We start from the raw sequence: 21,133 nt of genomic DNA on the forward strand, positions 1-21,133 counted from the left end.
GTCCGCGTCGGTGCGCATGCGCACGGAGCGCCGCGGCGGCAGGCGCTAGGGTAGCCCTTCCATGTGGAAGGAGCCGCCATGAGCCAGGACCAAGGAAAACCGCACTCCCGCACACCCAACATGCCTGCAGGCGGATGGGGATCGGTGCGCGACGTCGCCACCATCCTGCTGCACCAGGACACCGTCGCGAAGGACAGCACCCTGCTGCCCCGGCAGAACAAGCCCGACGGCTATGCCTGCGCCAGCTGCGCCTGGGCCAAGCCGGCCCATCCCCATCCCTTCGAATTCTGTTCCAGCGGGGCCAAGGCCACCGCCTGGGAAACCACCAGCCGCACCATTGGCGCCGATTTCTTCGAGCGCCACACATTGACGGAGCTCGAGAGCTGGAGCGACCACCAGCTGGAGGACCAGGGCCGGCTCACGGTGCCGCTGCGCTGGGACCCTGCCACCGACACCTACCGCGAAATCGGCTGGGACACGGCCTTCGCCGAGATCGGCGCCGCGCTGCGCGGCTTCGAGCGCGAACAGGTGGTGTTCTACGCCTCCGGCCGCGCTTCGCTGGAGACCTCCTACATGTTCCAGCTGCTGGCCCGCATGTACGGCAACAACAACCTGCCCGACAGCTCCAACATGTGCCACGAGAGCACCTCCGTGGGCCTGCAGAAGACCATCGGCGTGGGCGTCGGCACCATCGGCCTGCCGGACTTCGAACGGACCGACTGCATTTTCTTCTTCGGACAGAACGTGGGCGTGAACAGCCCGCGCATGCTGCACCAGCTGCAGGCGGCGCGCCGGCGCGGGGTGCCGGTCATCACCTTCAATCCGCTGCGCGAGCGCGGCCTGGTCAGCTTCACCAATCCGCAGTCGCCGCTGGAGATGCTGACCGGGCACGAGACCGTGATCAGCACCCAGTACCACCAGGTGCGGCCCGCCGGCGACACGGCGGCGATCATGGGCCTGTGCAAGGCGATCCTGGCCGCCGACGCCTCGGCGCCGGTCCTCGACCGCGACTTCATCGCGGAACATACCCATGGCTTCGAAGCGTTCGCGCAGGCGGTGCGCAGCTGCGAATGGAGCGAGATCGAGCGCGAATCCGGGCTGACGCGCGGGGCGCTGGAAGGCGCGGCCGAAGTCTGGTGCCGCTCCCGCGCGGTGATGGCGGTGTACGGCATGGGCCTGACCCAGCACCGCAACGGCGTGCAGAACGTGGCCATGCTCGTCAACCTGCTGCTGCTGGGCGGCCACATCGGCCGGCCCGGCGCCGGCATCTGCCCGGTGCGCGGGCACTCGAATGTCCAAGGACAGCGCACGGTCGGCATCACCGAAAAGCCCGAGCTGGCGCCCCTCGACAAGCTCAAGGAGCAATACGGCTTCGAGCCACCGCGCAAGCCCGGCATGAACACCGTGGACGCCTGCGAGGCTATCCTGGCGCGCAAGCTGCAGGCCTTCATCGGCCTGGGCGGAAACTTCGTGCGCGCGGTGCCGGAGACCGTCATGATGGAAGCGGCCTGGCGCGGGATTCCGCTCACGGTGCAGATCGCGACCAAGCTCAATCGCACCCACGTCATCCACGGCAAGGCCGCCTACCTGCTCCCTTGCCTGGGCCGGATCGAGACCGACCGCCAGGCGAGCGGCGAACAGGCGGTGACCGTCGAGGACAGCACCGCCTGCATGCACGGCTCGCGCGGCATGGCGGAACCCGCCGCCGCAACCTTGCTGTCGGAGCCGGCGATCGTGGCCGGCATCGCCAAGGCCACGCTGGACGCGAATCCGAAGCTCGACTGGGATGCCTGGGTAGCCGATTATGCGACGGTGCGCGACGCCATCGAAGCCACCTATCCGGACATCTTCAAGGACTTCAATGCCCGCATGTGGACACCGGGCGGTTTCCGCAAGCCGCTCGCCGCGGCCGAGCGCAAGTGGGAGACCGAGAGCGGCAAGGCCAACTTCACCGTGCCCGAGAACCTGCTGGGCGACCCGGACATGCATGCCACGGCACAGTCTCTGCGGCTGTTCACGATCCGCAGCGACGGCCAGTTCAACACCACCATCTACAGCTACGACGACCGCTTCCGCGGCGTGCACGGCAGCCGCATGGTGCTGTTCATGGCGCCGGGCGACATGGCGCGCCTGGCGCTGCGCGAGGGAGACATGGTCAACCTGCGCGCGGCGGCCCAGGACGGCGTGGAGCGGCGCGTGGATGGCCTGGCGGTCGTTCCCTACGACGTGCCTGCGGGATGCATCGCCGGCTACTACCCGGAATGCAATCCCCTGATTCCGCTCTGGCACCACGCCAAGGAAAGCAAGGTCCCCGCGGCCAAGGCCATCGACGTCATCGTCGAACGCGCCGGGAGCCAGTCGTGAACGCGGCCGCCGGCCTGCCGGCCCAGTGCTGGATCGCGGACCGCGTCCAGGCGGCCAGCGAGACGGTCGCCGAGGAAGTGCCGGTGGCGCTCAGCTACGACGGCATCACCCACGCCGTCATGCTGGCCTCGCCCATGGACCTGGAAGACTTCGCGGTCGGATTTTCGCTCGGCGAACGCATCGTGCGCCGGGCATGCGACATCCACGATCTCGAGATCGAGGAGACCGACCAGGGTATCGCCATCGACATGCGCATTGCCTCGGGCGCCTTCATGCGCTTCAAGGAAGGCCGGCGCGCACGCACCGGGCGTACCGGCTGCGGCCTGTGCGGGGTAGAGAGCCTGGCCTGGTTCGAGGACGACGCCTGGACCGCGGCGGCGCCGGGCGAAGCATTGGCGCTGGCGCCGGGCGCGCTGCACCACGCGATGGCGGCGCTGGGCATGCGCCAGGAGCTCCATCGGGCCACGGGCGCCGTCCATGCGGCCGGCTGGGCCTCGCTCGATGGCGAACTGCAGTGCATGCGCGAGGATGTCGGCCGCCACAACGCGCTGGACAAGCTGGTCGGCGCCCTGGCGCGCGACGGGCTGGACACGCGCCGGGGCTTCGCCGTCGTGACCAGCCGGGCCAGCTTCGAGATGGTGCAGAAGGCGGCGCGCGCGGGCATGCCGGTGCTGGCCGCGATCTCGGCGCCGACCGCGATGGCGGTCCGCCTGGCGGAGCGAGCCGGCGTGACCCTGGCCGGCTTCGTGCGCGGAGACCGCCACGTGGTCTACAGCCACCCGGCCCGCCTGCAGCGATCTTATTGAATCGTCAAGAAACGCCCGCCCGGCGCCCGGCGGCCAACGGCCGCTTCGACTATAATGGACGACCCATCGTCGCGACACTCATTGCACGCTGCATGCCCTTCGATCTCAAGAAACATCTCCCCAAACCAGGTCAACGTTTTGTCCTGCCGGCCCTGCACGGCTCCTCGGACGCCTACGCGCTCGCCGTCGCCGCGCTCGCGCTCAAGGCGAACCAGCAGATGCTCACCGTTATCGTGGCGAACGCCAGCGACGGCCAGCGCCTGCTCGACGAGATCCCCTGGTTCGCGGAGGGCAAGCTGTCCTGCCACCTGCTGCCCGACTGGGAGACCCTGCCCTACGACGCCTTCTCGCCGCACCAGGACCTGGTGTCCGAGCGCCTGGCGACCCTGCACGAGATCCGCAACGGCCAGTGCGACGTGCTGGTGGTTCCTGCCACCACCGCCCTGGTGCGCCTGGCGCCGCCGTCCTTCCTGGCGGCCTACACCTTCTTCTTCCGCCAGGGCGAGAAGCTGGACGAGGCCAGGCTCAAGGCCCAGCTGACCCTGGCCGGCTACACCCACGTGTCGCAGGTGATGTCGCCGGGCGAGTACTCGGTGCGCGGCGGCCTGATCGACCTGTTCCCGATGGGTTCGGCCCTGCCTTACCGCCTCGACCTGTTCGGCGACGAGATCGAGACCATCCGCACCTTCGACGCCGACACCCAGCGCTCGCTCTACCCAGTCAGGGAAGTGCGCCTGCTGCCCGGCCGCGAGTTCCCGATGGACGAGGCGTCCCGGACCGCCTTCCGCGGCCGCTGGCGCGAGCGCTTCGAGGGCGACCCGACCCGCTCGCCGCTCTACCGCGACATCGGCAACGGCATCGCCCCCAGCGGCATCGAATACTACCTGCCGCTGTTCTTCGACGAGACGGCGACCCTGTTCGACTACCTGCCCGAGGAATCCCCGCTGGTCCTGGTGGGCGACATCGACGCGGCAATCCAGCGCTTCTGGCTGGACACCGAATCGCGCTACCGCTTCCTCAAGAGCGACCGCGAGCGTCCGCTGCTGGAGCCGCGCGAGCTGTTCCTGGGCGCCGAGCAGTTCTTCACCTGCGCCAAGCCGCACGGGCGCTGGGCCATCGCGCGCGACGCCGCCGCGCCGGCCTCGGAACTGAGCGCGCCGATTCCCGACATCGCCGTCAACCGCCGCCTGGACGACCCGCTGACCAACCTGCGCGGCTATTTGCTGCGCAAGGACGCGCGCGTGATGATCTGCGCCGATTCGGCCGGCCGCCGCGAGACCCTGCAGCAGTACTTCGCCGAATACAAGCTGGACCTGGCATCGGTCGAAGGCTTCGACGGCTTCAAGGCCACGGACGCGCGCCTGGCGCTGGGCGTCGCCCCGCTGCAGGCCGGTTTCGAGCTGCTCGACGAAGGCAGCGGCCACCTGGTGTTCGTCACCGAGACCGAGCTTTATGCGGGCTCTGGCCGCCGCGCCGGCAAGAAGAAGCAGGAAGCGACCAGCCAGGTCGAGTCGATGGTGCGCGACCTGTCGGAGCTGAAGATCGGCGACCCGGTGGTGCACATCAACCACGGCATCGGCCGCTACATGGGCCTGATGAGCATGGACCTCGGCGAAGGCGAGACCGAGTTCCTGCACCTGGAATACGCCAAGGACTCGAAGCTGTATGTGCCGGTGTCGCAGCTGCACGTGATCTCGCGCTATTCCGGCAGCTCGCCGGAAGACGCGCCGCTGCACGCGCTCGGCTCGGGCCAGTGGGAAAAGGCCAAGCGCAAGGCGGCCGAGCAGGTGCGCGACACCGCGGCCGAGCTGCTCAACCTGTATGCGCGCCGCGCCGCGCGCCAGGGCCATTCCTTCGAATACTCCAGCGTCGACTACGAGAACTTCGCCACCAGCTTCGGCTTCGACGAGACGCCGGACCAGGCGGAAGCGATCCACAACGTCATCAAGGACATGACCTCGGGCCGCCCGATGGACCGCCTGGTGTGCGGCGACGTCGGCTTCGGCAAGACCGAAGTGGCGCTGCGCGCGGCCTTCATCGCGGTCATGGGCGGCAAGCAGGTCGCGATCCTGGCCCCGACCACCCTGCTGGCCGAGCAGCACGCCCAGACCTTCGCCGACCGCTTCGCCGACTGGCCGGTGAAGATCGCCGAGCTGTCGCGCTTCCGCACCGGCAAGGAAGTCAACAACGCCATCAAGGGCATGGCCGACGGCACCGTCGACATCGTGATCGGCACGCACAAGCTGCTCTCGCCGGACGTGAAATTCGAGCGCCTGGGCCTGGTCATCATCGACGAGGAACACCGCTTCGGCGTGCGCCAGAAGGAAGCGCTGAAGGCCTTGCGCGCCGAAGTCGACGTGCTGACCCTGACCGCGACCCCGATCCCGCGCACCCTGGGCATGGCCCTGGAAGGCTTGCGCGACTTCTCGATCATCGCCACCGCGCCGCAGAAACGCCTGGCGATCAAGACTTTTGTCCGCAGCGAGGACGGCTCGGTGATCCGCGAAGCCTGCCTGCGCGAACTCAAGCGCGGCGGCCAGATCTACTTCCTGCACAACGAGGTCGAGACCATTGAAAATCGCCGGTCCATGCTGGAGGAACTGCTGCCCGAAGCGCGCATCGGCGTGGCCCACGGCCAGATGCACGAGCGCGACCTGGAAAAGGTGATGCGCGACTTCGTCTCGCAGCGCTTCAACATCCTGCTGTGCACGACCATCATCGAGACCGGCATCGACGTGCCGACCGCGAACACCATCATCATGCACCGCGCCGACAAGTTCGGGCTGGCCCAGCTGCACCAGCTGCGCGGCCGCGTCGGACGTTCGCACCACCAGGCCTATGCCTACCTCTTGGTGAACGACGTGATGAGCCTGACGAAGCAGGCCCAGCGCCGCCTGGACGCGATCCAGGCGATGGAAGAACTGGGCAGCGGCTTCTACCTGGCCATGCACGACCTGGAAATCCGCGGCGCCGGCGAAGTGCTGGGCGAGAACCAGTCCGGCGAGATGCTGGAAGTGGGCTTCCAGCTGTATTCGGACATGCTGAACGAGGCGGTGCGCTCGCTCAAGGCCGGCAAGGAGCCGGACCTGGCCGCGCCGCTGTCCTCGACCACCGAGATCAACCTGCACGTGCCGGCCCTGCTGCCGTCGGACTACTGCGGCGACGTGCACGAACGCCTGTCGATCTACAAGCGCCTGGCCAACTGCGAAACCCAGAACCGCATCGACGACATGCAGGAAGAACTGATCGACCGCTTCGGCAAGATGCCGGACCCCGTGCGCGCGCTGATCGAGACCCACCGCCTGCGCATCGCCGCCAAGACGGTCGGCATCGTCAAGATCGACGCCCATGGCGAAGCCGTGAACATGCAGTTCATGGAAAAGCCGCCGATCGATCCGATCAAGATCATCACCCTGATCCAGAAGAACCGCCACATCAAGCTGGCCGGTCAGGACAAGCTGCGCATCACGGCCGGCATGCCGGACCTGCAGGCGCGCGTGAACCAGGTTAAACAGACTATCAAACAACTGCTCGCTTAATCCCACTATGACCATGAACCTGGTTCTCCAGGGGCCGCAGGCCGCCCCCGACACGCTCGCTGCTCTCGCCCGCCTGGCCGGCGGCGTCCGCACGAACACGATCAACGCCCATGCCTTGCGCTGCGAAGACGTGGCTTTTACGGCCGAACTGAAGGCCCAGGTCGAGCAGGCCGCTTTCGACGCCGGCGTGGACGCCACCTTCATCGAAGCGGGCCGCAGCCTGCGCGACTTCGGCCTGGTCGCCATGGACATGGACTCGACCCTGATCACCATCGAGTGCATCGACGAGATCGCGGACATGCAGGGGCTGAAGCCGCAAGTGGCCGAGATCACCGAAGCCGCGATGCGCGGCGAACTGGATTTCGCCGCCAGCCTGACGCGCCGCGTGGCTCTGCTCGAGGGTCTGGAAGCGAGCGCCCTGGAGCGCGTCTACGAGGAGCGCCTGCGCATCTCGATGGGCGGCGAAGCGATGCTCCAGGCGGTGCAGGCGGCCGGCCTCAAGACCCTGCTGGTTTCGGGCGGCTTCACCTTCTTCACCGAACGGCTCCAGCAGCGGCTGAAGCTGGACTTCGCCCACGCCAACGTGCTCGAAGTCGCAAACGGCAAGCTGACCGGCAAGGTGGCCGGCGGCATCGTCGATGCTGAAGAGAAAAAGCGCACCGTCCAGCGCGTGTGCGGCGAGCTCGGCATCTCCCCGGCCCAGGCCATCGTGATGGGCGACGGCGCCAACGACCTCAAGATGATGGGCATCGCCGGCCTGTCGGTGGCCTTCCGCGCCAAGCCGGTGGTGCGCGCGCAGGCCAGCGTGGCGCTGAACTTCTCGGGCCTGGATGGCCTGCTGAACATCCTCGCATAAGGCCGGGAAACGGCCGCACGAGGCAGCGCAAACCTCGTGCGTACTCCTGTTGGAAGCGCGGCGCCGCTGGACTAAGGTGAATCGGCGGCCATGCCGTGCCGCTCGTCCACCGACAGGAGCCAGCCATGCAGGCGACACGCGCTTCCCTTTCCGATGATCACGGACCAGCCGATCCCGGCCGCCGCCGCGCGCTCGCGGCTGTTCCGGCGCTGGCCGGCGCCCTCGCGGCCTCGTCGCCGCGCGCCACGGCCCAGTCTCTTCGGCCGGCTCCCTGGTACGCCGCATGGGGCTGCGCGCCGGCCGGTCCGCCTCCTTCCGCCAGCCTGCTGACCCTCAACAGCCAGACCCTGCGCCTGATCGTGCGCACCGGCATCGGCGCGGGGCGCCTGCGCATCCGCCTGTCCAATGAAATGGGCAGTACGCCGCTGCGCGTCGGCGCGGCCCGCATCGGCCTGCGCTCGAACGCGTCCAGCGTGCTTGCCGGGACCAACCGCGCGCTGAGCTTCGGCGGACGCGCCGCCATCACGATCCCGGCGGGGGCGCCGGCCCTGTCCGATCCGGTCGACCTGTCGGTCGGCGCCTTCGCCGACCTGGCGGTGAGCCTGTACCTGCCCGGATCGGTCCCGCTCAGCACGATGCACAGCGCCGCCTGCCAGACCAGCTATGTCTCCACCAGCGGCGACCATACGGCCGACACGGTCTTCCCGGTCCTGCGCACCCTGGCGTCCTGGCCCTTGCTGGCGGAAGTGGATGCGGATCGTTCCGCCGCGGTCATCGTCGCGCTGGGCGATTCGATCACCGACGGCGTAGGCAGCACCAGCAACGCCAACCGGCGCTGGCCCGACTGGCTGGCGCGCCGCTTCCAGGCGGAACTGAGCGGCATGGGATCGTTCGCGGTGGTCAACCGTGGGATCAGCGGCAATCGCCTGCTGCTCGACGACGGGACGATGCCGCTGGCGGGACGCGACCTGCTGGAGCGCTTCGACCGCGACGTGCTGGCGACGGCCGGCGTGCGCGCGCTGGCGGTGCTGATCGGCACCAACGACATTCTCTACAGTCCGGCGTCGAGCCCGGTGCGTACCGAGGAGCTGGCCGCCGGCTACCGCCAGCTGATCGAACGCGCGCATGCGCATGGCGTCGCGGTGATGGGTGCAAGCTTGCCGCCTTTCGGCGGACACGCCTACTTCAACACGGCGCGCGAGGCGGCGCGGCAGGCGGCGAACGCCTGGGTGCGCAGCTCCGGCGCCTTCGATCTGGTCGCGGACTTCGACCTGGCCCTGCGCGACCCCCAGGCGCCGGAACGGATGCGCGCCGCCTACGACAGCGGCGACCATCTGCATCCGGGCGACGCGGGCTACCAGGCGATGGCGGCCAGCGTGCCACTGGCCCAGCTGGCGGCGCTGGCCGCGGGCTGAGCCACGGATTGAACGCGATTCAGGCCTTGGGTTTCGGCGGCGGAGGCGGCTCCGGATTGGTTTCCATCGACCAGATAACAGAGGCGATCTTCCAGCCGGACTCGGTGCGCAGCAAATGCCAGGCTTCCTTGCCCGAGTTCTGCTTGTAGTTGCCGACCATGAAGCTGTAGTCGAACCAGACCTGGGCCACATCGCCGTCCGTGTCGATGCGCACGTTCGAGAAGGTTTCCTCGAGATGCGCCGGGTCGCCGGCGATGTCTTCGATGAACTCGCGCGGGTTGCTGTTGAAGGTCTTTGGCGGAGCAGGCCGCGACGGGTCCTTGGCGCGGACACGGGCGTGACGCCGCTCCACGCTGGCATCAGTGAACGCGGCGGACCACGTGATGTTATCGCGCAGGAACAGCTTCATGAAGCTGTCCTTGTCCTTGTTGATGATCGAGGTGCGGAAGGTCTCGACGACCTGCTCGATTTGCTGGCGGTGGTCGAGCTTGGTTTGGGCCCAGGCCTGGGAACCTGCTGCCAGGTAGAGGCCGGCGGCCAGGATGGCGGCGGTGAGTGGTCGTTTCATCTAGTCTCCTGATTGTGCAGCAACTAGTATAGGGAGTGGCAAGGCGACAATACTCACCGATAATCACTTGCCCATCAGTCAACATCGCTGCCGTACAATATCTGTTTTCTCAAGAGGAGCGGCGCATGGCACTGGCGGCAAACATCCTGATGGGCCTGGTATTCCTCATCCACGTCTACATCTTCCTGCTGGAGACCGTGCTGTTCCGCAGCCGCGGCCGCAAGGTATTCCGCCTGAGCGAACAGCAGGCGGAGATGCTGGCGCCCGCGATGTCGAACCAGGGTTGCTACAACGGTTTCCTGGCCGCCGCGCTGGCCGTGGCCTTCCTGCATCCGGATGCCGATACGGCGCGCGCCTTCGCCGTCTTCGGCCTGCTGTGCGTGGCCGTGGCCGGCGTCTGGGGTGCAGTGACGGTCCAGCGCCGCATCCTGATGATCCAGACCCTTCCCGCCCTGCTGGCGCTCGCGGCCGTGCTGGCGGCTGCGGTGTAACAAGCTGTAATGCTTAAGGCGAACCGGCGTCCGGGCGGCTACCATGCAAGGATCAGGAGGACCGCCATGAAAAAGTTTGCCATCATCATCGCGTCGCTTGCCACGCTGGCAGGCTGCGCGACCCAGCATCCACAGTACGCCAACCGCGGCTACGCATCGTCGGGCGATCCCAGCCAATGGCGCGTGGTGTCGGTGACCCCGGTACCGCTCGGCACGGGCGCCCGCGCCGCCGCCAGCGGCCAGGCCTCGGCCACGACCGGCGGCCCGACCGTCACCTACTCGACCCCGACCACGGTGTCGCCGGTGTATGTACCGCAGCCGGTCTACACGCCCGAGCCCGTGTATGCCGAGCGGCCCCGCTACTACTACCCGCCGATCTCGATCGGCCTGGGCTTCAACTTCGGCCGAGGCTGGGGCCATCATCGCGGCTGGGGCGGCCATATCGGTACGCGCTGGCCTTACCACTGGCGCTGAGAACTCCGCATTCAAGAAAGCCGGCTTCGCGCCGGCTTTTTTCATTCAAACGACCTGATCAGTGACCGTGCTGGCGCTCGTACTCGTCCGCCTCGGCCTTGTTCGCATGGATGATGCCGTCCGGGTGCTCCGGCGGGGTGTAGAGCGTGTACAGGCGCATCGGCTCGCTCTTCGAGGTATTGATGACATTGTGCTCGGTGCCAGCCGGGATGACGACGGCGACACCGTCTTCCAGCTTGTGCTCTTCGCCGTCCAGCAGCGCCACGCCCTCGCCCGCTTCCACGCGGATGAACTGATCGTGGCCTTCATGGCGTTCGACGCCGATTTCCTCGCCCGGCTGCAGGGTCATGATCACCAGCTGGCTGCGCTGGGTGGTGTACAGGACTTCGCGGAAGTTGTTTCCGGCGAGGGTCTTCTCTTCGATGTTGATGCTGTAGCCCGGCATGCTCTTCTCCAGTGTTGGTCACGGCGGCCCTTGCCGCCCTGGCATCATTGTATAAGAGCCAAGCCGGGCCTGCCTTGGACGAACGTGCTGTGCCGGAGCCGCGCCGCCTAGGGCGCGCCGAACAGGTCGTGGGCGTCCAGGATGGCGTAGGCGATCTCCGGACGCTCGCCCAGCAGGCGGCGCACGGCCGCCGGCACCGACTGGCGCACCTTCTTGCACAGGCCGGGCCGCTCCTCGAGCACGATCAGGATGCCGCGCACGGTACGGACCTCGTTGGGCCCCGGTTCGATGCGCAACTCGGCGCCGATGTTCTTCCGGATCAGCCCCTGCACATGCTTCAGGTCTTCATAGTTCTCGACCCGTTCGATACGGTCGAGCAGCTTCTGCTCCTGCTGGCGCGTGAGCGCGAGCGGACGGTAGTCGGCCTGCGGATCGGCCAGGACACGGTCGCGCTCGCACACGCAGGCGCCCGGCGGGCACTCCACGCGGACAGGAAATGGCAGCGGCGGCGGCGGAGAATAAGCGGGTTCGGTCACGCTCAAGGATGGTGGTCGTTTACCTCAGGCGATTCTACATCGGCGAAGCGGTCGAGCGCATCCGCGCCGGGGCGGGCGACGGCGGCCAGCAGCGCATTCATGCGCTTGTAGTGCGAACCCTTCCAGTACACGCGCAGGCAGCTTTCACAGGTCGTGAATTCCTCGTGCTGCTCGCGCACGGAGGCCGGCAGGCGGTCGCTCACGTCGGCCTTGGCGACTGCGCGCAAAGGCACGTTGCAGTGCAGGCAGATGCTGAACGGGCGTGCGCCATCGGCCAGGTCGAGCCGCTCGAACAGTTCGCGCAGCTGTTCCGGGGGATCGAGGGAATGGATGTAGCAGCCGTGCATGATGGTGCGGCGCTTGAGCAGCTCGCGGTCGCGCGTCAGCACCACCCGGTCCTCGTCCTGCGCGATGTCCTCGACGTCGTCGTCGTGGTAGTGGTTGTCGTACAGGGTGTCGAAGCCGGCCATGCGCAGCAGCCGCGCCAGTCCGCCCAGGTGGGCGTCGGCGACGAAGCGCATGCGCGAGAGCGGACGCTCGCGCAGGCGCTCCAGTGGCGAGCGGTATTCGGGGGCGCTGTCGTGGGCGACTTCGAGGACTTCGAAACGCGGGTAGACCGAGACCCGGTCGCCGTCCTTCAGCACGCGGTCGAAGCCGCACTCCTGGCCATTGACCAGCACCGCCTCGACCTCGGTATGCGGCACGCCGAGCGCCTCGATCATGTGCTTGGTGGTTGCCGATTGCGCGCACTCGGAGGCAAAGGTGCGGCCGCGCCGCTCGCGCGGCAGGAAATCGTTCAGCTCTTCGTGGAAACTAAAAATTGCGGTAACCATGGACTCAGTATGGCACTTTCGTAAAATCCCTGCATGAACTATCCGTGCATCAATTCGAGTGCATTCGGCACCGATTCGCCGGCCGCGGTGTTATCGAAGATGCACCAGCAGGTACGGCCTTTGCCGATGTGCGCGTCGAGGTCGGCCCTCACGGCATCGATGGTCTCGCGCGGATAGCGCGAGTAGTAAATACGGGGCGCGCCATGCAGCCGGACGTACACATTGTCCTCGCTGGTGGGCACATGCGGACCGGGCTGGCCGGCCGGCGGATCGGCGATGACGCGCGTGATGCCACGCTCGCGCAGCAGCTCGGTGGCCGGGTCCGAGAACCAGCTCGGATGGCGCGCCTCGAACGCGACCATGCAGCCGAACAGCTCGTTCAACTGGCCGAAGAAGGTCCTGGCAGGCTCGTCCGTGAATCCGAACTTGGGCGGCAGCTGCACCAGCAGGCAGCCGAGCTTGCCGCCGAGCTTGCCAGCTTCGCGCGCGAATTTTTCCAGCTGCGCGCCGGCGTCGAGCAGGCGCGCATCGTGCGTGATCGCGCGCGGCACCTTGACCGCGAAGCGGAAGGCGTCGGGCACCGAGTCGGCCCAGCGTGCATATGTCTCGGGCTTGTGCGGGCGGTAGAAGGACGAGTTGATCTCCACGGCCGGGAACACGGCCGCGTAGCGTTCGAGGTGGCTGCCTTTCTCGGGGAACGGCGCGGCGTGCTCTTTCCAGAGGTTCCATCCCGCGCATCCGACCAGCAGGCTGCCGGTCTTTTTCTGGGTCATCGGTCGATCGAATAAGTTGTCGACCCCGATTCTACGGAATGCTCAGCCATGGCGGCGCATGGCTGGCGGCCCGGCCGGCAGCTTCGCGCGCAGGCGCATACAATACCTTCCATCACAGCCCACACAGGAGGAATCCATGAGCGACCCGCTCCACGTCGTCTGTCCGCACTGCGACGCAGTGAACCGCATGCCGCAGGCGCGGCTGCAGGATGCGCCCACCTGCGGCAAATGCTCGCAGCCGATCTTCACCGCGCGTCCGCTCGATGTCGACAGCGCGCGTTTCGAGAAGCACGTGACGCGCAACGACATTCCCGTGCTGGTGGATTTCTGGGCCGAATGGTGCGGCCCCTGCAAGATGATGGCGCCGGCCTATGCCCAGGCGGCGCAGCGCCTGGAGCCGATGGTGCGCCTGCTGAAGGTCGATACCGAGCGCTCCCAGGACCTGGCGGCGCGCTTCGCGATCCGCAGCATCCCCACGATCGCCCTGTTCCGCGGCGGCCGCGAAGTCGCGCGCCAGGCCGGCGCCATGGATGCAGGACGGCTCGTGGCCTGGGTCCAGTCACAAATCCGCCCGGCATAGCGCGAATCGATTATCATTCGGTCAACTGAACCTCATGGAGGACGCCATGTCCCAGGAACTCGTGTTTGAACAGGGTGTCGAGAATGCCAAGCAGTTCGCGCGCATCCTGTACGTCGTGCATGCACTCACCTTCTTCTTCTCGGTGGGCACCCTGTCGATCCTGGTCCTGATCGTCAACTACGTGAAGCGCCCCGATACCCAGGGCACGATCGTGTATTCGCACCACACCTGGATGATCCGTTCGTTCTGGTGGTACCTGGCCTGGATGATCCTGGGCGGCGTGCTGTGGGTGACCCTGATCGGCATCCCGGTCGCCATGCTGATCTGGGGCGTGGCCTGGCTGTGGATGGCCTACCGCATCATCCGCGGTTTCCTGGACCTGAACAGCAACCGGGCGATGCCGGTCTGAGGAAAGCGGACGGCAGGCGGCCCGCGCCGCCTGCCCCCATCATGGCTTACCAGGACAGGTGGTGGGCGCCGAACTCCGGGCTGCCGACCACGTGCACGCCCGGCGCCGTGCCCGGACCATCCTTTTCCGTTTCCTGACCCGGCGGCGGCGCGTCGACGCCGTTGCCGATACCGTTGTTGCCGTGGTTGACGAACAGGGTGAAGGCATCCGATACCGACAGGTTGCCGCCGGCGCCCGTCGCATGGTCGGTCGCCGTCACCACCACCTCGAACGAAGTGACCAGTTTCGGCGCCTTGCCCGAGAAGGTGCCGGTGGCCGCATCGAACTTCAGCCAGCTCGGCAGCGCTGAGCCATTGGCCATGGTCGCCGAATAGCTCAGGGTGTCGCCCTTGTCGGCATCCGTGAAGCTGCCGGCCGGCAGCTGGAACGAAAACGCCTTGTTGAAGTTGATGTGCTTGTCCGCCAGGGCCGCCGCCACCAGCGGCGCATCGTTGCTGCCGATGACCGTGATGTCGAGCGAGGACAGCAGCGATGCGAAGCCGTCCGTTGCCGTGTAGTCGAAATGCTCGACCAGGCTCGCGCCGCGGCCCAGCGACTTCAGCGCCGCGGTCGCGCCCAGCTCGTAGACGTAGCTGCCGTCCTGGTTCAGCACCAGCTGGCCATACTGGCCGGCATGGACGCCGGCGACGACGCTCAGCACCGAACCCGCATCCACATCCATGTCGTTGAGCAGGACATTGCCGCTCACCGCGCCCTGGCTCGCCAGCAGGCTTGCCTTGTCAGCTTGCAGGACCGGCTTGTCGTTGGTGCCGGTGATGCCGATGTCCAGGGTCGAGTACACGGTCATGCTGCCGTCGCTGGCGCCGTAGCGGAAGCTGTCGAGCGCCGTCGCGCCCTCGGCCAGCGCCTGGACCGCGGCGGACGCCGTGTCCAGGCGGTAGGTATAGCTGCCGTCCTGCGCCAGGACCAGGGTGCCGTAGGCGCCGGCATAGCTGCCGGGTTCGGTGACGACGAGGGCGGCGCCGGCATCGACGTCGCTGTCGTTGGCCAGCACGTTGCCGCTCGCGGCCACCAGGCCGTCTTCGACGACCCGCGCCGCGTCGGCCGTGGCGACCGGCGCATCGTTGGCGCCGCTGATCAGGATGTCCAGCGCCGCGGCGGTGTCGGCGATGCCGTCGGTGACCGCATAGCCGAAGTTCTCGGTGAGGGTTTGACCTTGGGCCAGCGACTGCACGCGGACGTCGCCATCGTTCAGGCGATAGTTGTAGCTGCCGTCCTGGGCGATCTCCAGCGTGCCGTAGGCGCCGGCATAGCTGCCCGGCGCGGCGACCCGCAGGATCGTGCCTGCATCGATGTCGCCGTCATTGGCCAGCACATTGCCGCTCGCGGCCACGGCGCCGTCTTCGGCGACCCGCGCCACATCGGCCGTGACGACCGGCGCGTCGTTGGTCCCGCTGATCACGATGTCCAGCGCCGCGGCGGTTTCCGCGAAGCCGTCGGTGACGGCATAGCCGAAGCTCTCGGTCACGGTCTGGCCCTGGGCCAGCGACTGCACGCGGGCGTCGCCGTCGTTCAGGCGGTAGCTGTAGCTGCCGTCCAGCGCGATTTCCAGCGTGCCGTAGGCGCCGGCATAGCTGCCCGGCACGGCGACCCGCAGGACGGTGCCGGTATCGACGTCGCCGTCGTTGGCCAGCACATTGCCGCTCGCGGCCACGACGCCGTCTTCGGCGACCTGCGCCGCGTCGGCCGTGACGACCGGCGCATCGTTGGTGCCGCTGATCAGGATGTCCAGCACGGCGCCGGCTTGCGCCACGCCGTCGGTGACGACATAGCCGAAGTTCTCGCTCAGGGTCTGGCCCTGGGCCAGCGACTGCACACGGACGTCGCCGTCGTTCAGGCGATAGCTGTAGCTGCCGTCCTGGGCGATCTCCAGCGTGCCGTAGGCGCCGGCATAGCTGCCCGGCGCGGCGACGCGCAGGACCGTACCGGCGTCGAGGTCGCTGTCGTTGGCCAGCACGTTGCCGCTGGCCGCGCCGCCGTCTTCCGTCACCTGCGCCTGGTCGGCCGCCGCGGTCGGCGCACGGTTCGACAGGGTCACGCGGATCTCGAGCGTGGCGTCGGCGCTGGCGATGCCGTCGGTGGCGAGATAGCTGAAGCGCTCGGTCAGGACGCCGTCGACCGCCTGCGCCGCGGCGCCGGCGTCCACCTCGTTCAGCACATAGCTGTAGCTGCCGTCCGCGGCGATGTTCAAGACCCCGTAGGCGCCGGCGATCGTGCCCGGCTGGGCGACGCGCAGCACGGTGCCGCGGTCGGCGTCGCTGTCGTTGGCGAGCACGTTGCCGGTCACGGCCGCGGCTTCGCCTTCGGTGATGGCGGCGCTGTCGAAGGCGGCCACGGGGCCGTCGTTCGCGCCCACGATCTCGACCGTCACTTCGGCCGTGGAGCTGCGGCCCAGTTGGTCGCGCACGGTGTAGCTGAAGCTGTCATGCGCCACCTCGCCCTGCGCCAGCTCCTGGTAGCGGCCGCCGAAGTCGTAGCGCACGGTGTCGCCGTCCAGCCATACCTGGGCGCCGCTGGCCGATGCGCCCAGCGCCTCCAGGCTGCTGGCCGGATTGATGTCGTTGGCCAGCAGGTCGGCCACCGCGACCTGGACGCCGCCGGCGTCCTCGCCCGCGGCGATGCGGTCGGCGACAGCGACCGGCACACTGCCCAGCAGCCCGGTCATGCCGGCGCGGTCGAGCGTGGCGCCGTTGTCGAAGACGACGCGCTCGACGCCGCCGGTCTGGCCCAGCCAGTCGGCCAGGACCACGCTGTCGCTGCTGCCCTTGATGGAGAGCACCAGGTCCTTGCCCGAGAGCGTCGCGCTCAGGTCGGCCTGGGTCAGGTTGCTGCCCAGGCGCAGCGTGTCGCTGCCGAGCGCATCGACGATGCGGTCGCTGCCGTCGCCGCGGCTGAAGCGGTAGGTGTCGTCGCCGGCGCCGCCCAGCAGCAGGTCCGCGCCCGCGCCGCCGCCCAGGCTGTCGTTGCCGGCGCCACCGTCCAGGACGTTGTTGCCTGCATTGCCCGTGAGGACGTTATTGAGTTCGTTGCCGACGCCGCTGATGGCTGCGGTGCCGGTGAGCGTCAGGATCTCGACGTTCGCGGACAGGACGTGGCTGGCGCTGGCCAGCACGGTGTCGGTGCCTTCGCCCGCCGCCTCGGCCACGGTATCGCCCACATTGTCGACCACATACAGGTCGTTGCCCGCTCCGCCGGCCATGGCGTCGGCGCCCGCGCCGCCGTCCAGCACGTTGGCGGCGGCGTTGCCGGCCAGGGTGTTGTCGAGCGCATTGCCGCTGCCGTTGATGGCCGCCGTCCCGGTCAGCACCAGGTGCTCGACGTTCGCGGACAGCGTGTAGGTGGCGCTGGCGCGGACCGTGTCCTGGCCGCCGCCGGCGGCTTCCACGACCACGTCGGCCGAGTTGTCCACGATGTAGGTGTCGTTGCCGGCGCCGCCGCTCATGGTATCGATGCCGGCGCCGCCGTCGATCAGGTTGTCGCCTGCGTTGCCGGTGATCGCATTGGCGAGGCCGTTGCCGGTGCCGTTCAGCGCGGCGCCCTTCAGTTCCAGGTTCTCGACGTTCGCCCCGAGGACGTAGTCGATGCCGGATTCGACCGTATCGGCGCCCGCGCCGGCGAGTTCGACCACCGTATCGCCGGCATCGTCCACCACATAGGTATCGTTGCCGATGCCGCCCTGCATGGTATCCGCGCCGCTGCCGCCGTCGAGGATGTCGTTGCCGGCGTTGGCGACCAGCTTGTCGTTGCCGGCGCCGCCGCTCAGCGTATTGTTGCCGCTGTTGCCGGTGATCTGGTTATCCAGCTCATTGCCGGTACCGGCGTTGCCGGCGGTGCCGGTCAGGACCAGGTTTTCCACATTGGCGGCCAGGCCGTAGCTGACCCCGGCCTGCACGGTATCCGCGCCCTCGCCGTCCAGCTCGACCGTTTGGTCGCCGGCATGGTCGACGATATAGGTATCGTCGCCGCTTCCGCCGTGCATGGCGTCGACGCCCACGCCGCCGTTCAGGGTATCGTTGCCTTCGCCGCCGAACAGCGTGTCGTCGCCGCCGTTGCCGTTCAGGGTGTCGTTGCCGGCCAGGCCCTCGATCAGGTTGGCGCCGGTGTTGCCGTTGATGATGTTGTTGAGTTCGTTGCCGCGGCCGTCGATGTCGGCCGTGCCGGTCAGGGTCAGGTTCTCGACGTTTGCGGTCAGGGTGTAGGTGATGCCGGACTGGACCAGGTCGGTGCCGGCCGCGCCGGCTTCCACCACCAGGTCGCCCGCATCGTCGAGGATGTAGGTGTCGTCACCCAGGCCGCCGGCCATGGTGTCGGCGCCGATGCCGCCGTCCAGCGTATCGTTGCCGGCGTCGCCCTGGAGCTGGTCGTCGCCCGCTTCGCCGCTCAGTTCGTCGTTACCGTCGCCGCCGGCGATCGCGTCGTTGCCGGCTCCCGCGTTGACGGTGTCGTTGCCCGCGCCGGCGCTGGCGTTGTTGTTGCCGCTGTTGCCGGTGATGATGTTGTTGAGCGCGTTGCCGTAGCCGTTGAGGTCCTCGGTGCCCGTGAGGACGAGGTTCTCGACGTTCGCGGCCAGGGTATGGTCGACGCTGGACTCGACGGTGTCGGTGCCGCCGTTCAGGGCCTCGATCACGCGGTCGCCCGCGTCGTCGACGACATAGGTGTCGCTGCCGGCGCCGCCCTGCATGGTATCCGCGCCGCTGCCGCCGTCGAGCCTGTCGTTGCCGAGGTTGTCGACCAGGGTGTCGTTGCCCGCGCCGCCGAACAGGTCGTTGCTGCCGCCGTTGCCGACGATCTTGTTGTCGAGTTCGTTACCGGTGCCGCTGGTGGAACGCACGCCGGTGAGCGTCAGGTTCTCGACGTTCGCGGCCAGCGAATAGTCGACGCTGGCCTTCACTTCGTCGGCGCCTTCGCCGGCCTGTTCCAGCACGGTGTCGCCGACGTTGTCGACGATATAGGTATCGTCGCCGCTGCCGCCCGCCATGGCGTCGCTGCCGGTGCCGCCATCCAGCAGGTCGAGGCCTTCGCCGCCGAGCAGGGTGTCGTCGCCGGCGCCGCCGTTGAGGGTGTCGTTGCCGGCCAGGCCGCTCAGGATGTTGCTCGCGGCATTGCCGTCGATGATGTTGTTCAGCTCGTTGCCGGTGCCGTCGATGGCGGCCACGCCCGTCAGGCCGAGGTTGTCGGTATCCGCCGTCAGCGTATAGGTGATGCTCGACTCCACCTGGTCGATGCCCGCGCCTGCTTCTTCGACCACCAGGTCGCCCGCATCGTCGACCACGTAGGTGTCGTCGCCGGCGCCGCCCATCATGTGGTCCGCACCCAGGCCGCCGTCGAGCAGGTCGCTGCCTGCCTCGCCGTACAGGGTGTCGTCGCCGCCTTCGCCTTCGAGCAGGTCGTTGCCGTCGCCGCCACGGACCGAGTCCGCGCCCTCGCCCGCGCGCACGGTATCGTTGCCCGCGCCCGCGTCGACGACGTTGGCGCCGGCGTTGCCGGTGATCGTGTTGTTGAGCGCATTGCCGGTGCCGCGCAGGTCTTGCTCGCCGGTCAGCACCAGGTGCTCGACCTGCTCGCCGAGGGTGTAGTCGATGCTGGAGCGCACCGTGTCCTGGCCCCCGTTCAGGGCTTCGATGACCAGGTCGCCTGCGTCGTCGACCACGTAGGTATCGTTGCCGGTCCCGCCCTGCATGGTGTCGGCGCCGGCGCCGCCATCCAGGAGGTCCGCGCCCGCGTTGTCCACCAGCGTATCGTTGCCGGCGCCGCCGTAGAGGTCGTTGCTGCCGGCGTTGCCGGTGATGGTGTTGTCGAGCTCGTTACCGGTGGCGTTGACGCCGGCCGTGCCGGTCAGGGTCAGGTCTTCGACATTCGCGCCGAGGACGTGATTCACGCTCGACAAGACCTTGTCGCGGCCTTCATCCGCGTTCTCGACCGCCGTGTCGCCGGCGTGGTCCACGACATAGGTGTCGTCGCCGGTGCCGCCGTACAGGGTGTCCGCACCCGCGCCGCCGTCCAGGGTGTCGTTGCCGGCCAGGCCGTACAGGGCGTTGCCGGCGGCGTTGCCGCCGATGTTGTTGTCGAGCTCGTTGCCGGTGCCGGCGATGGCGGCGCTTCCGGTCAGCTCCAGGTGTTCGACGTTATCGGTCAGCGTGTAGGTGATGCCCGCCTGGACAGTGTCCGCGCCCGCGCCCGCGGCTTCGCTCACCAGGTCGCCGGCGTTGTCGACCACATAAGTGTCGTTACCGGCCCCGCCCTCCATGAGGTCGGCGCCCAGGCCGCCGTCCAGGGTGTCGTTGCCGAGTCCGCCCGCCAGGTGGTTGCTGCCGCTGTTGCCGGTCAGTTCATTGTCGGCGTCGTTGCCGATGCCCTCGAGATTCGCCGTGCCCGTCAGCGTCAGGTTCTCGAGCTGCTCGCCCAGCGTGTAGCTGATCGAGGATTCGACCGTGTCGTTGCCGGCGCCGGCCAGCTCGTCGACGACGTCGCCCGCCTCGTCGACCACATAGGTGTCGTCGCCGACGCCGCCCGACAGGAAGTCCGCGCCCAGGCCGCCGTCGAGGCGGTCGTTGCCGCCGTTGCCGGCCAGGGTGTCGTTACCGGCGCCGCCCTTGAGCGAATTGTTGACGTTGTTGCCCGTGATCGTGTTGTCGAGGCTGTTGCCGGTGCCGCCGACGGCAGTGCCGGTCAGGGTCAGGTTTTCGACATGTTCCGACAGCGTGTAGGTCACGCTCGCCTGCACCGTATCGCTGCCCTCGCCCTCCTTCTCGACCACGACGTCCGCGGTGCTGTCGACCACGTAGGTGTCGTTGCCTGCGCCACCGATCAGGGTGTCGGCGCCGGCCATCCCGTTCAGGGTGTTATTGCCGGAATTGCCGGTAATGACATTGTCGCGCGCGTTGCCGGTCCCGTTGATGTTGCCGGTACCGATCAGGGTCAGGTCATCGATGGTGGAAGCCAGCGTGGTGCTGGAAGACGAAGTAGTCGTGGTCATGGCGGGTC

General features: G+C 68.0%; 15 protein-coding genes. 9 read left to right on the forward strand and 6 right to left on the reverse strand.

What is annotated here, in order from left to right:
* Nucleotides 1–120: 120 nt before the first annotated feature.
* The 5 genes from J8847_RS18415 to J8847_RS18435 all read left to right on the forward strand — a co-directional run bounded on the left by J8847_RS18415 (nucleotide 121) and on the right by J8847_RS18435 (nucleotide 8,980).
* Nucleotides 121–2,364, forward strand: coding sequence for an FdhF/YdeP family oxidoreductase (locus J8847_RS18415; RefSeq protein ID WP_211526167.1), 2,244 nt, complete (start codon nucleotides 121–123; stop codon nucleotides 2,362–2,364).
* Nucleotides 2,361–3,170 carry a formate dehydrogenase accessory sulfurtransferase FdhD gene (gene fdhD, locus J8847_RS18420; protein ID WP_373888803.1) on the forward strand — a complete coding sequence of 270 codons (810 nt, stop codon included), beginning with the start codon at nucleotides 2,361–2,363 and terminating at the stop codon, nucleotides 3,168–3,170. The genes J8847_RS18415 and fdhD overlap by 4 nt, the downstream gene beginning before the upstream one ends.
* Before the next feature lie 92 nt (nucleotides 3,171–3,262).
* Nucleotides 3,263–6,709: a transcription-repair coupling factor gene (mfd, locus tag J8847_RS18425; RefSeq protein ID WP_211526169.1), complete on the forward strand. Its 3,447-nt coding sequence runs from the start codon at nucleotides 3,263–3,265 to the stop codon at nucleotides 6,707–6,709.
* A 7-nt stretch (nucleotides 6,710–6,716) separates the two neighbouring features.
* Nucleotides 6,717–7,565, forward strand: a complete 849-nt coding sequence (serB, locus tag J8847_RS18430) for a phosphoserine phosphatase SerB (protein ID WP_373999942.1) — start codon at nucleotides 6,717–6,719, stop codon at nucleotides 7,563–7,565.
* Between the two features lie 125 nt (nucleotides 7,566–7,690).
* On the forward strand, nucleotides 7,691–8,980 hold the full coding sequence (locus J8847_RS18435) for an SGNH/GDSL hydrolase family protein (RefSeq protein ID WP_211526171.1): 1,290 nt from the start codon (nucleotides 7,691–7,693) through the stop codon (nucleotides 8,978–8,980).
* Between the two features lie 19 nt (nucleotides 8,981–8,999).
* Here J8847_RS18435 and J8847_RS18440 read toward each other — a convergent pair whose 3' ends face one another.
* The gene (locus J8847_RS18440; RefSeq protein WP_211526172.1) at nucleotides 9,000–9,548 is read right to left on the reverse strand and encodes a hypothetical protein; all 549 of its coding nucleotides are present in this window, start codon (nucleotides 9,546–9,548) and stop codon (nucleotides 9,000–9,002) included.
* 125 nt (nucleotides 9,549–9,673) lie between these two features.
* Here J8847_RS18440 and J8847_RS18445 point away from each other — a divergent pair, with 125 nt between their 5' ends.
* Nucleotides 9,674–10,039: a DUF1304 domain-containing protein gene (locus J8847_RS18445; protein WP_211526173.1), complete on the forward strand. Its 366-nt coding sequence runs from the start codon at nucleotides 9,674–9,676 to the stop codon at nucleotides 10,037–10,039.
* 66 nt (nucleotides 10,040–10,105) lie between these two features.
* Nucleotides 10,106–10,513, forward strand: a complete 408-nt coding sequence (locus tag J8847_RS18450) for a hypothetical protein (RefSeq protein ID WP_211526174.1) — start codon at nucleotides 10,106–10,108, stop codon at nucleotides 10,511–10,513.
* Nucleotides 10,514–10,571: 58 nt separating this feature from the next.
* On the opposite strand, the gene J8847_RS18455 is transcribed toward J8847_RS18450, so the two are convergent.
* The 4 genes from J8847_RS18455 to J8847_RS18470 all read right to left on the reverse strand — a co-directional run bounded on the left by J8847_RS18455 (nucleotide 10,572) and on the right by J8847_RS18470 (nucleotide 13,100).
* Entirely contained in the window at nucleotides 10,572–10,958 is a 387-nt protein-coding gene (locus J8847_RS18455) for a cupin domain-containing protein (protein WP_211526175.1), read from the reverse strand.
* 107 nt (nucleotides 10,959–11,065) lie between these two features.
* Nucleotides 11,066–11,500: a hypothetical protein gene (locus J8847_RS18460; RefSeq protein ID WP_211526176.1), complete on the reverse strand. Its 435-nt coding sequence runs from the start codon at nucleotides 11,498–11,500 to the stop codon at nucleotides 11,066–11,068.
* Nucleotides 11,497–12,327: a Mut7-C RNAse domain-containing protein gene (locus J8847_RS18465; protein ID WP_211526177.1), complete on the reverse strand. Its 831-nt coding sequence runs from the start codon at nucleotides 12,325–12,327 to the stop codon at nucleotides 11,497–11,499. Before J8847_RS18465 ends, J8847_RS18460 begins: the two co-directional genes overlap by 4 nt.
* Nucleotides 12,328–12,365: 38 nt before the next feature.
* The gene (locus tag J8847_RS18470; RefSeq protein ID WP_211526178.1) at nucleotides 12,366–13,100 is read right to left on the reverse strand and encodes a DUF72 domain-containing protein; all 735 of its coding nucleotides are present in this window, start codon (nucleotides 13,098–13,100) and stop codon (nucleotides 12,366–12,368) included.
* A gap of 136 nt (nucleotides 13,101–13,236) precedes the next feature.
* On the opposite strand from J8847_RS18470, the gene trxC reads away from it, so the two are divergent.
* Nucleotides 13,237–13,680, forward strand: coding sequence for a thioredoxin TrxC (gene trxC, locus J8847_RS18475; RefSeq protein WP_211526179.1), 444 nt, complete (start codon nucleotides 13,237–13,239; stop codon nucleotides 13,678–13,680).
* A gap of 46 nt (nucleotides 13,681–13,726) precedes the next feature.
* Entirely contained in the window at nucleotides 13,727–14,089 is a 363-nt protein-coding gene (locus J8847_RS18480) for a hypothetical protein (RefSeq protein WP_211526180.1), read from the forward strand.
* A 46-nt stretch (nucleotides 14,090–14,135) separates the two neighbouring features.
* Here J8847_RS18480 and J8847_RS18485 read toward each other — a convergent pair whose 3' ends face one another.
* Nucleotides 14,136–21,125: a VCBS domain-containing protein gene (locus tag J8847_RS18485; protein ID WP_211526181.1), complete on the reverse strand. Its 6,990-nt coding sequence runs from the start codon at nucleotides 21,123–21,125 to the stop codon at nucleotides 14,136–14,138.
* Between the last annotated feature and the right edge of the window lie 8 nt (nucleotides 21,126–21,133).

Origin of the sequence: Massilia sp. AB1 (assembly GCF_018119385.1) — a bacterium.
Lineage (GTDB): Bacteria > Pseudomonadota > Gammaproteobacteria > Burkholderiales > Burkholderiaceae_D > Telluria.

Excerpts from the sequence above, each read along its gene's own strand:
- J8847_RS18455 (WP_211526175.1), bottom strand. The coding sequence starts at position 10,958 with ATGCCGGGCTACAGCATCAACATCGAAGAGAAGACCCTCGCCGGAAAC.
- J8847_RS18480 (WP_211526180.1), top strand. The coding sequence starts at position 13,727 with ATGTCCCAGGAACTCGTGTTTGAACAGGGTGTCGAGAATGCCAAGCAG.
- J8847_RS18470 (WP_211526178.1), bottom strand. The coding sequence starts at position 13,100 with ATGACCCAGAAAAAGACCGGCAGCCTGCTGGTCGGATGCGCGGGATGG.
- J8847_RS18415 (WP_211526167.1), top strand. The coding sequence starts at position 121 with ATGCCTGCAGGCGGATGGGGATCGGTGCGCGACGTCGCCACCATCCTG.
- J8847_RS18440 (WP_211526172.1), bottom strand. The coding sequence starts at position 9,548 with ATGAAACGACCACTCACCGCCGCCATCCTGGCCGCCGGCCTCTACCTG.
- J8847_RS18485 (WP_211526181.1), bottom strand. The coding sequence starts at position 21,125 with ATGACCACGACTACTTCGTCTTCCAGCACCACGCTGGCTTCCACCATC.
- J8847_RS18450 (WP_211526174.1), top strand. The coding sequence starts at position 10,106 with ATGAAAAAGTTTGCCATCATCATCGCGTCGCTTGCCACGCTGGCAGGC.
- J8847_RS18465 (WP_211526177.1), bottom strand. The coding sequence starts at position 12,327 with ATGGTTACCGCAATTTTTAGTTTCCACGAAGAGCTGAACGATTTCCTG.
- serB (WP_373999942.1), top strand. The coding sequence starts at position 6,717 with ATGACCATGAACCTGGTTCTCCAGGGGCCGCAGGCCGCCCCCGACACG.
- J8847_RS18445 (WP_211526173.1), top strand. The coding sequence starts at position 9,674 with ATGGCACTGGCGGCAAACATCCTGATGGGCCTGGTATTCCTCATCCAC.
- J8847_RS18435 (WP_211526171.1), top strand. The coding sequence starts at position 7,691 with ATGCAGGCGACACGCGCTTCCCTTTCCGATGATCACGGACCAGCCGAT.
- mfd (WP_211526169.1), top strand. The coding sequence starts at position 3,263 with ATGCCCTTCGATCTCAAGAAACATCTCCCCAAACCAGGTCAACGTTTT.
- trxC (WP_211526179.1), top strand. The coding sequence starts at position 13,237 with ATGAGCGACCCGCTCCACGTCGTCTGTCCGCACTGCGACGCAGTGAAC.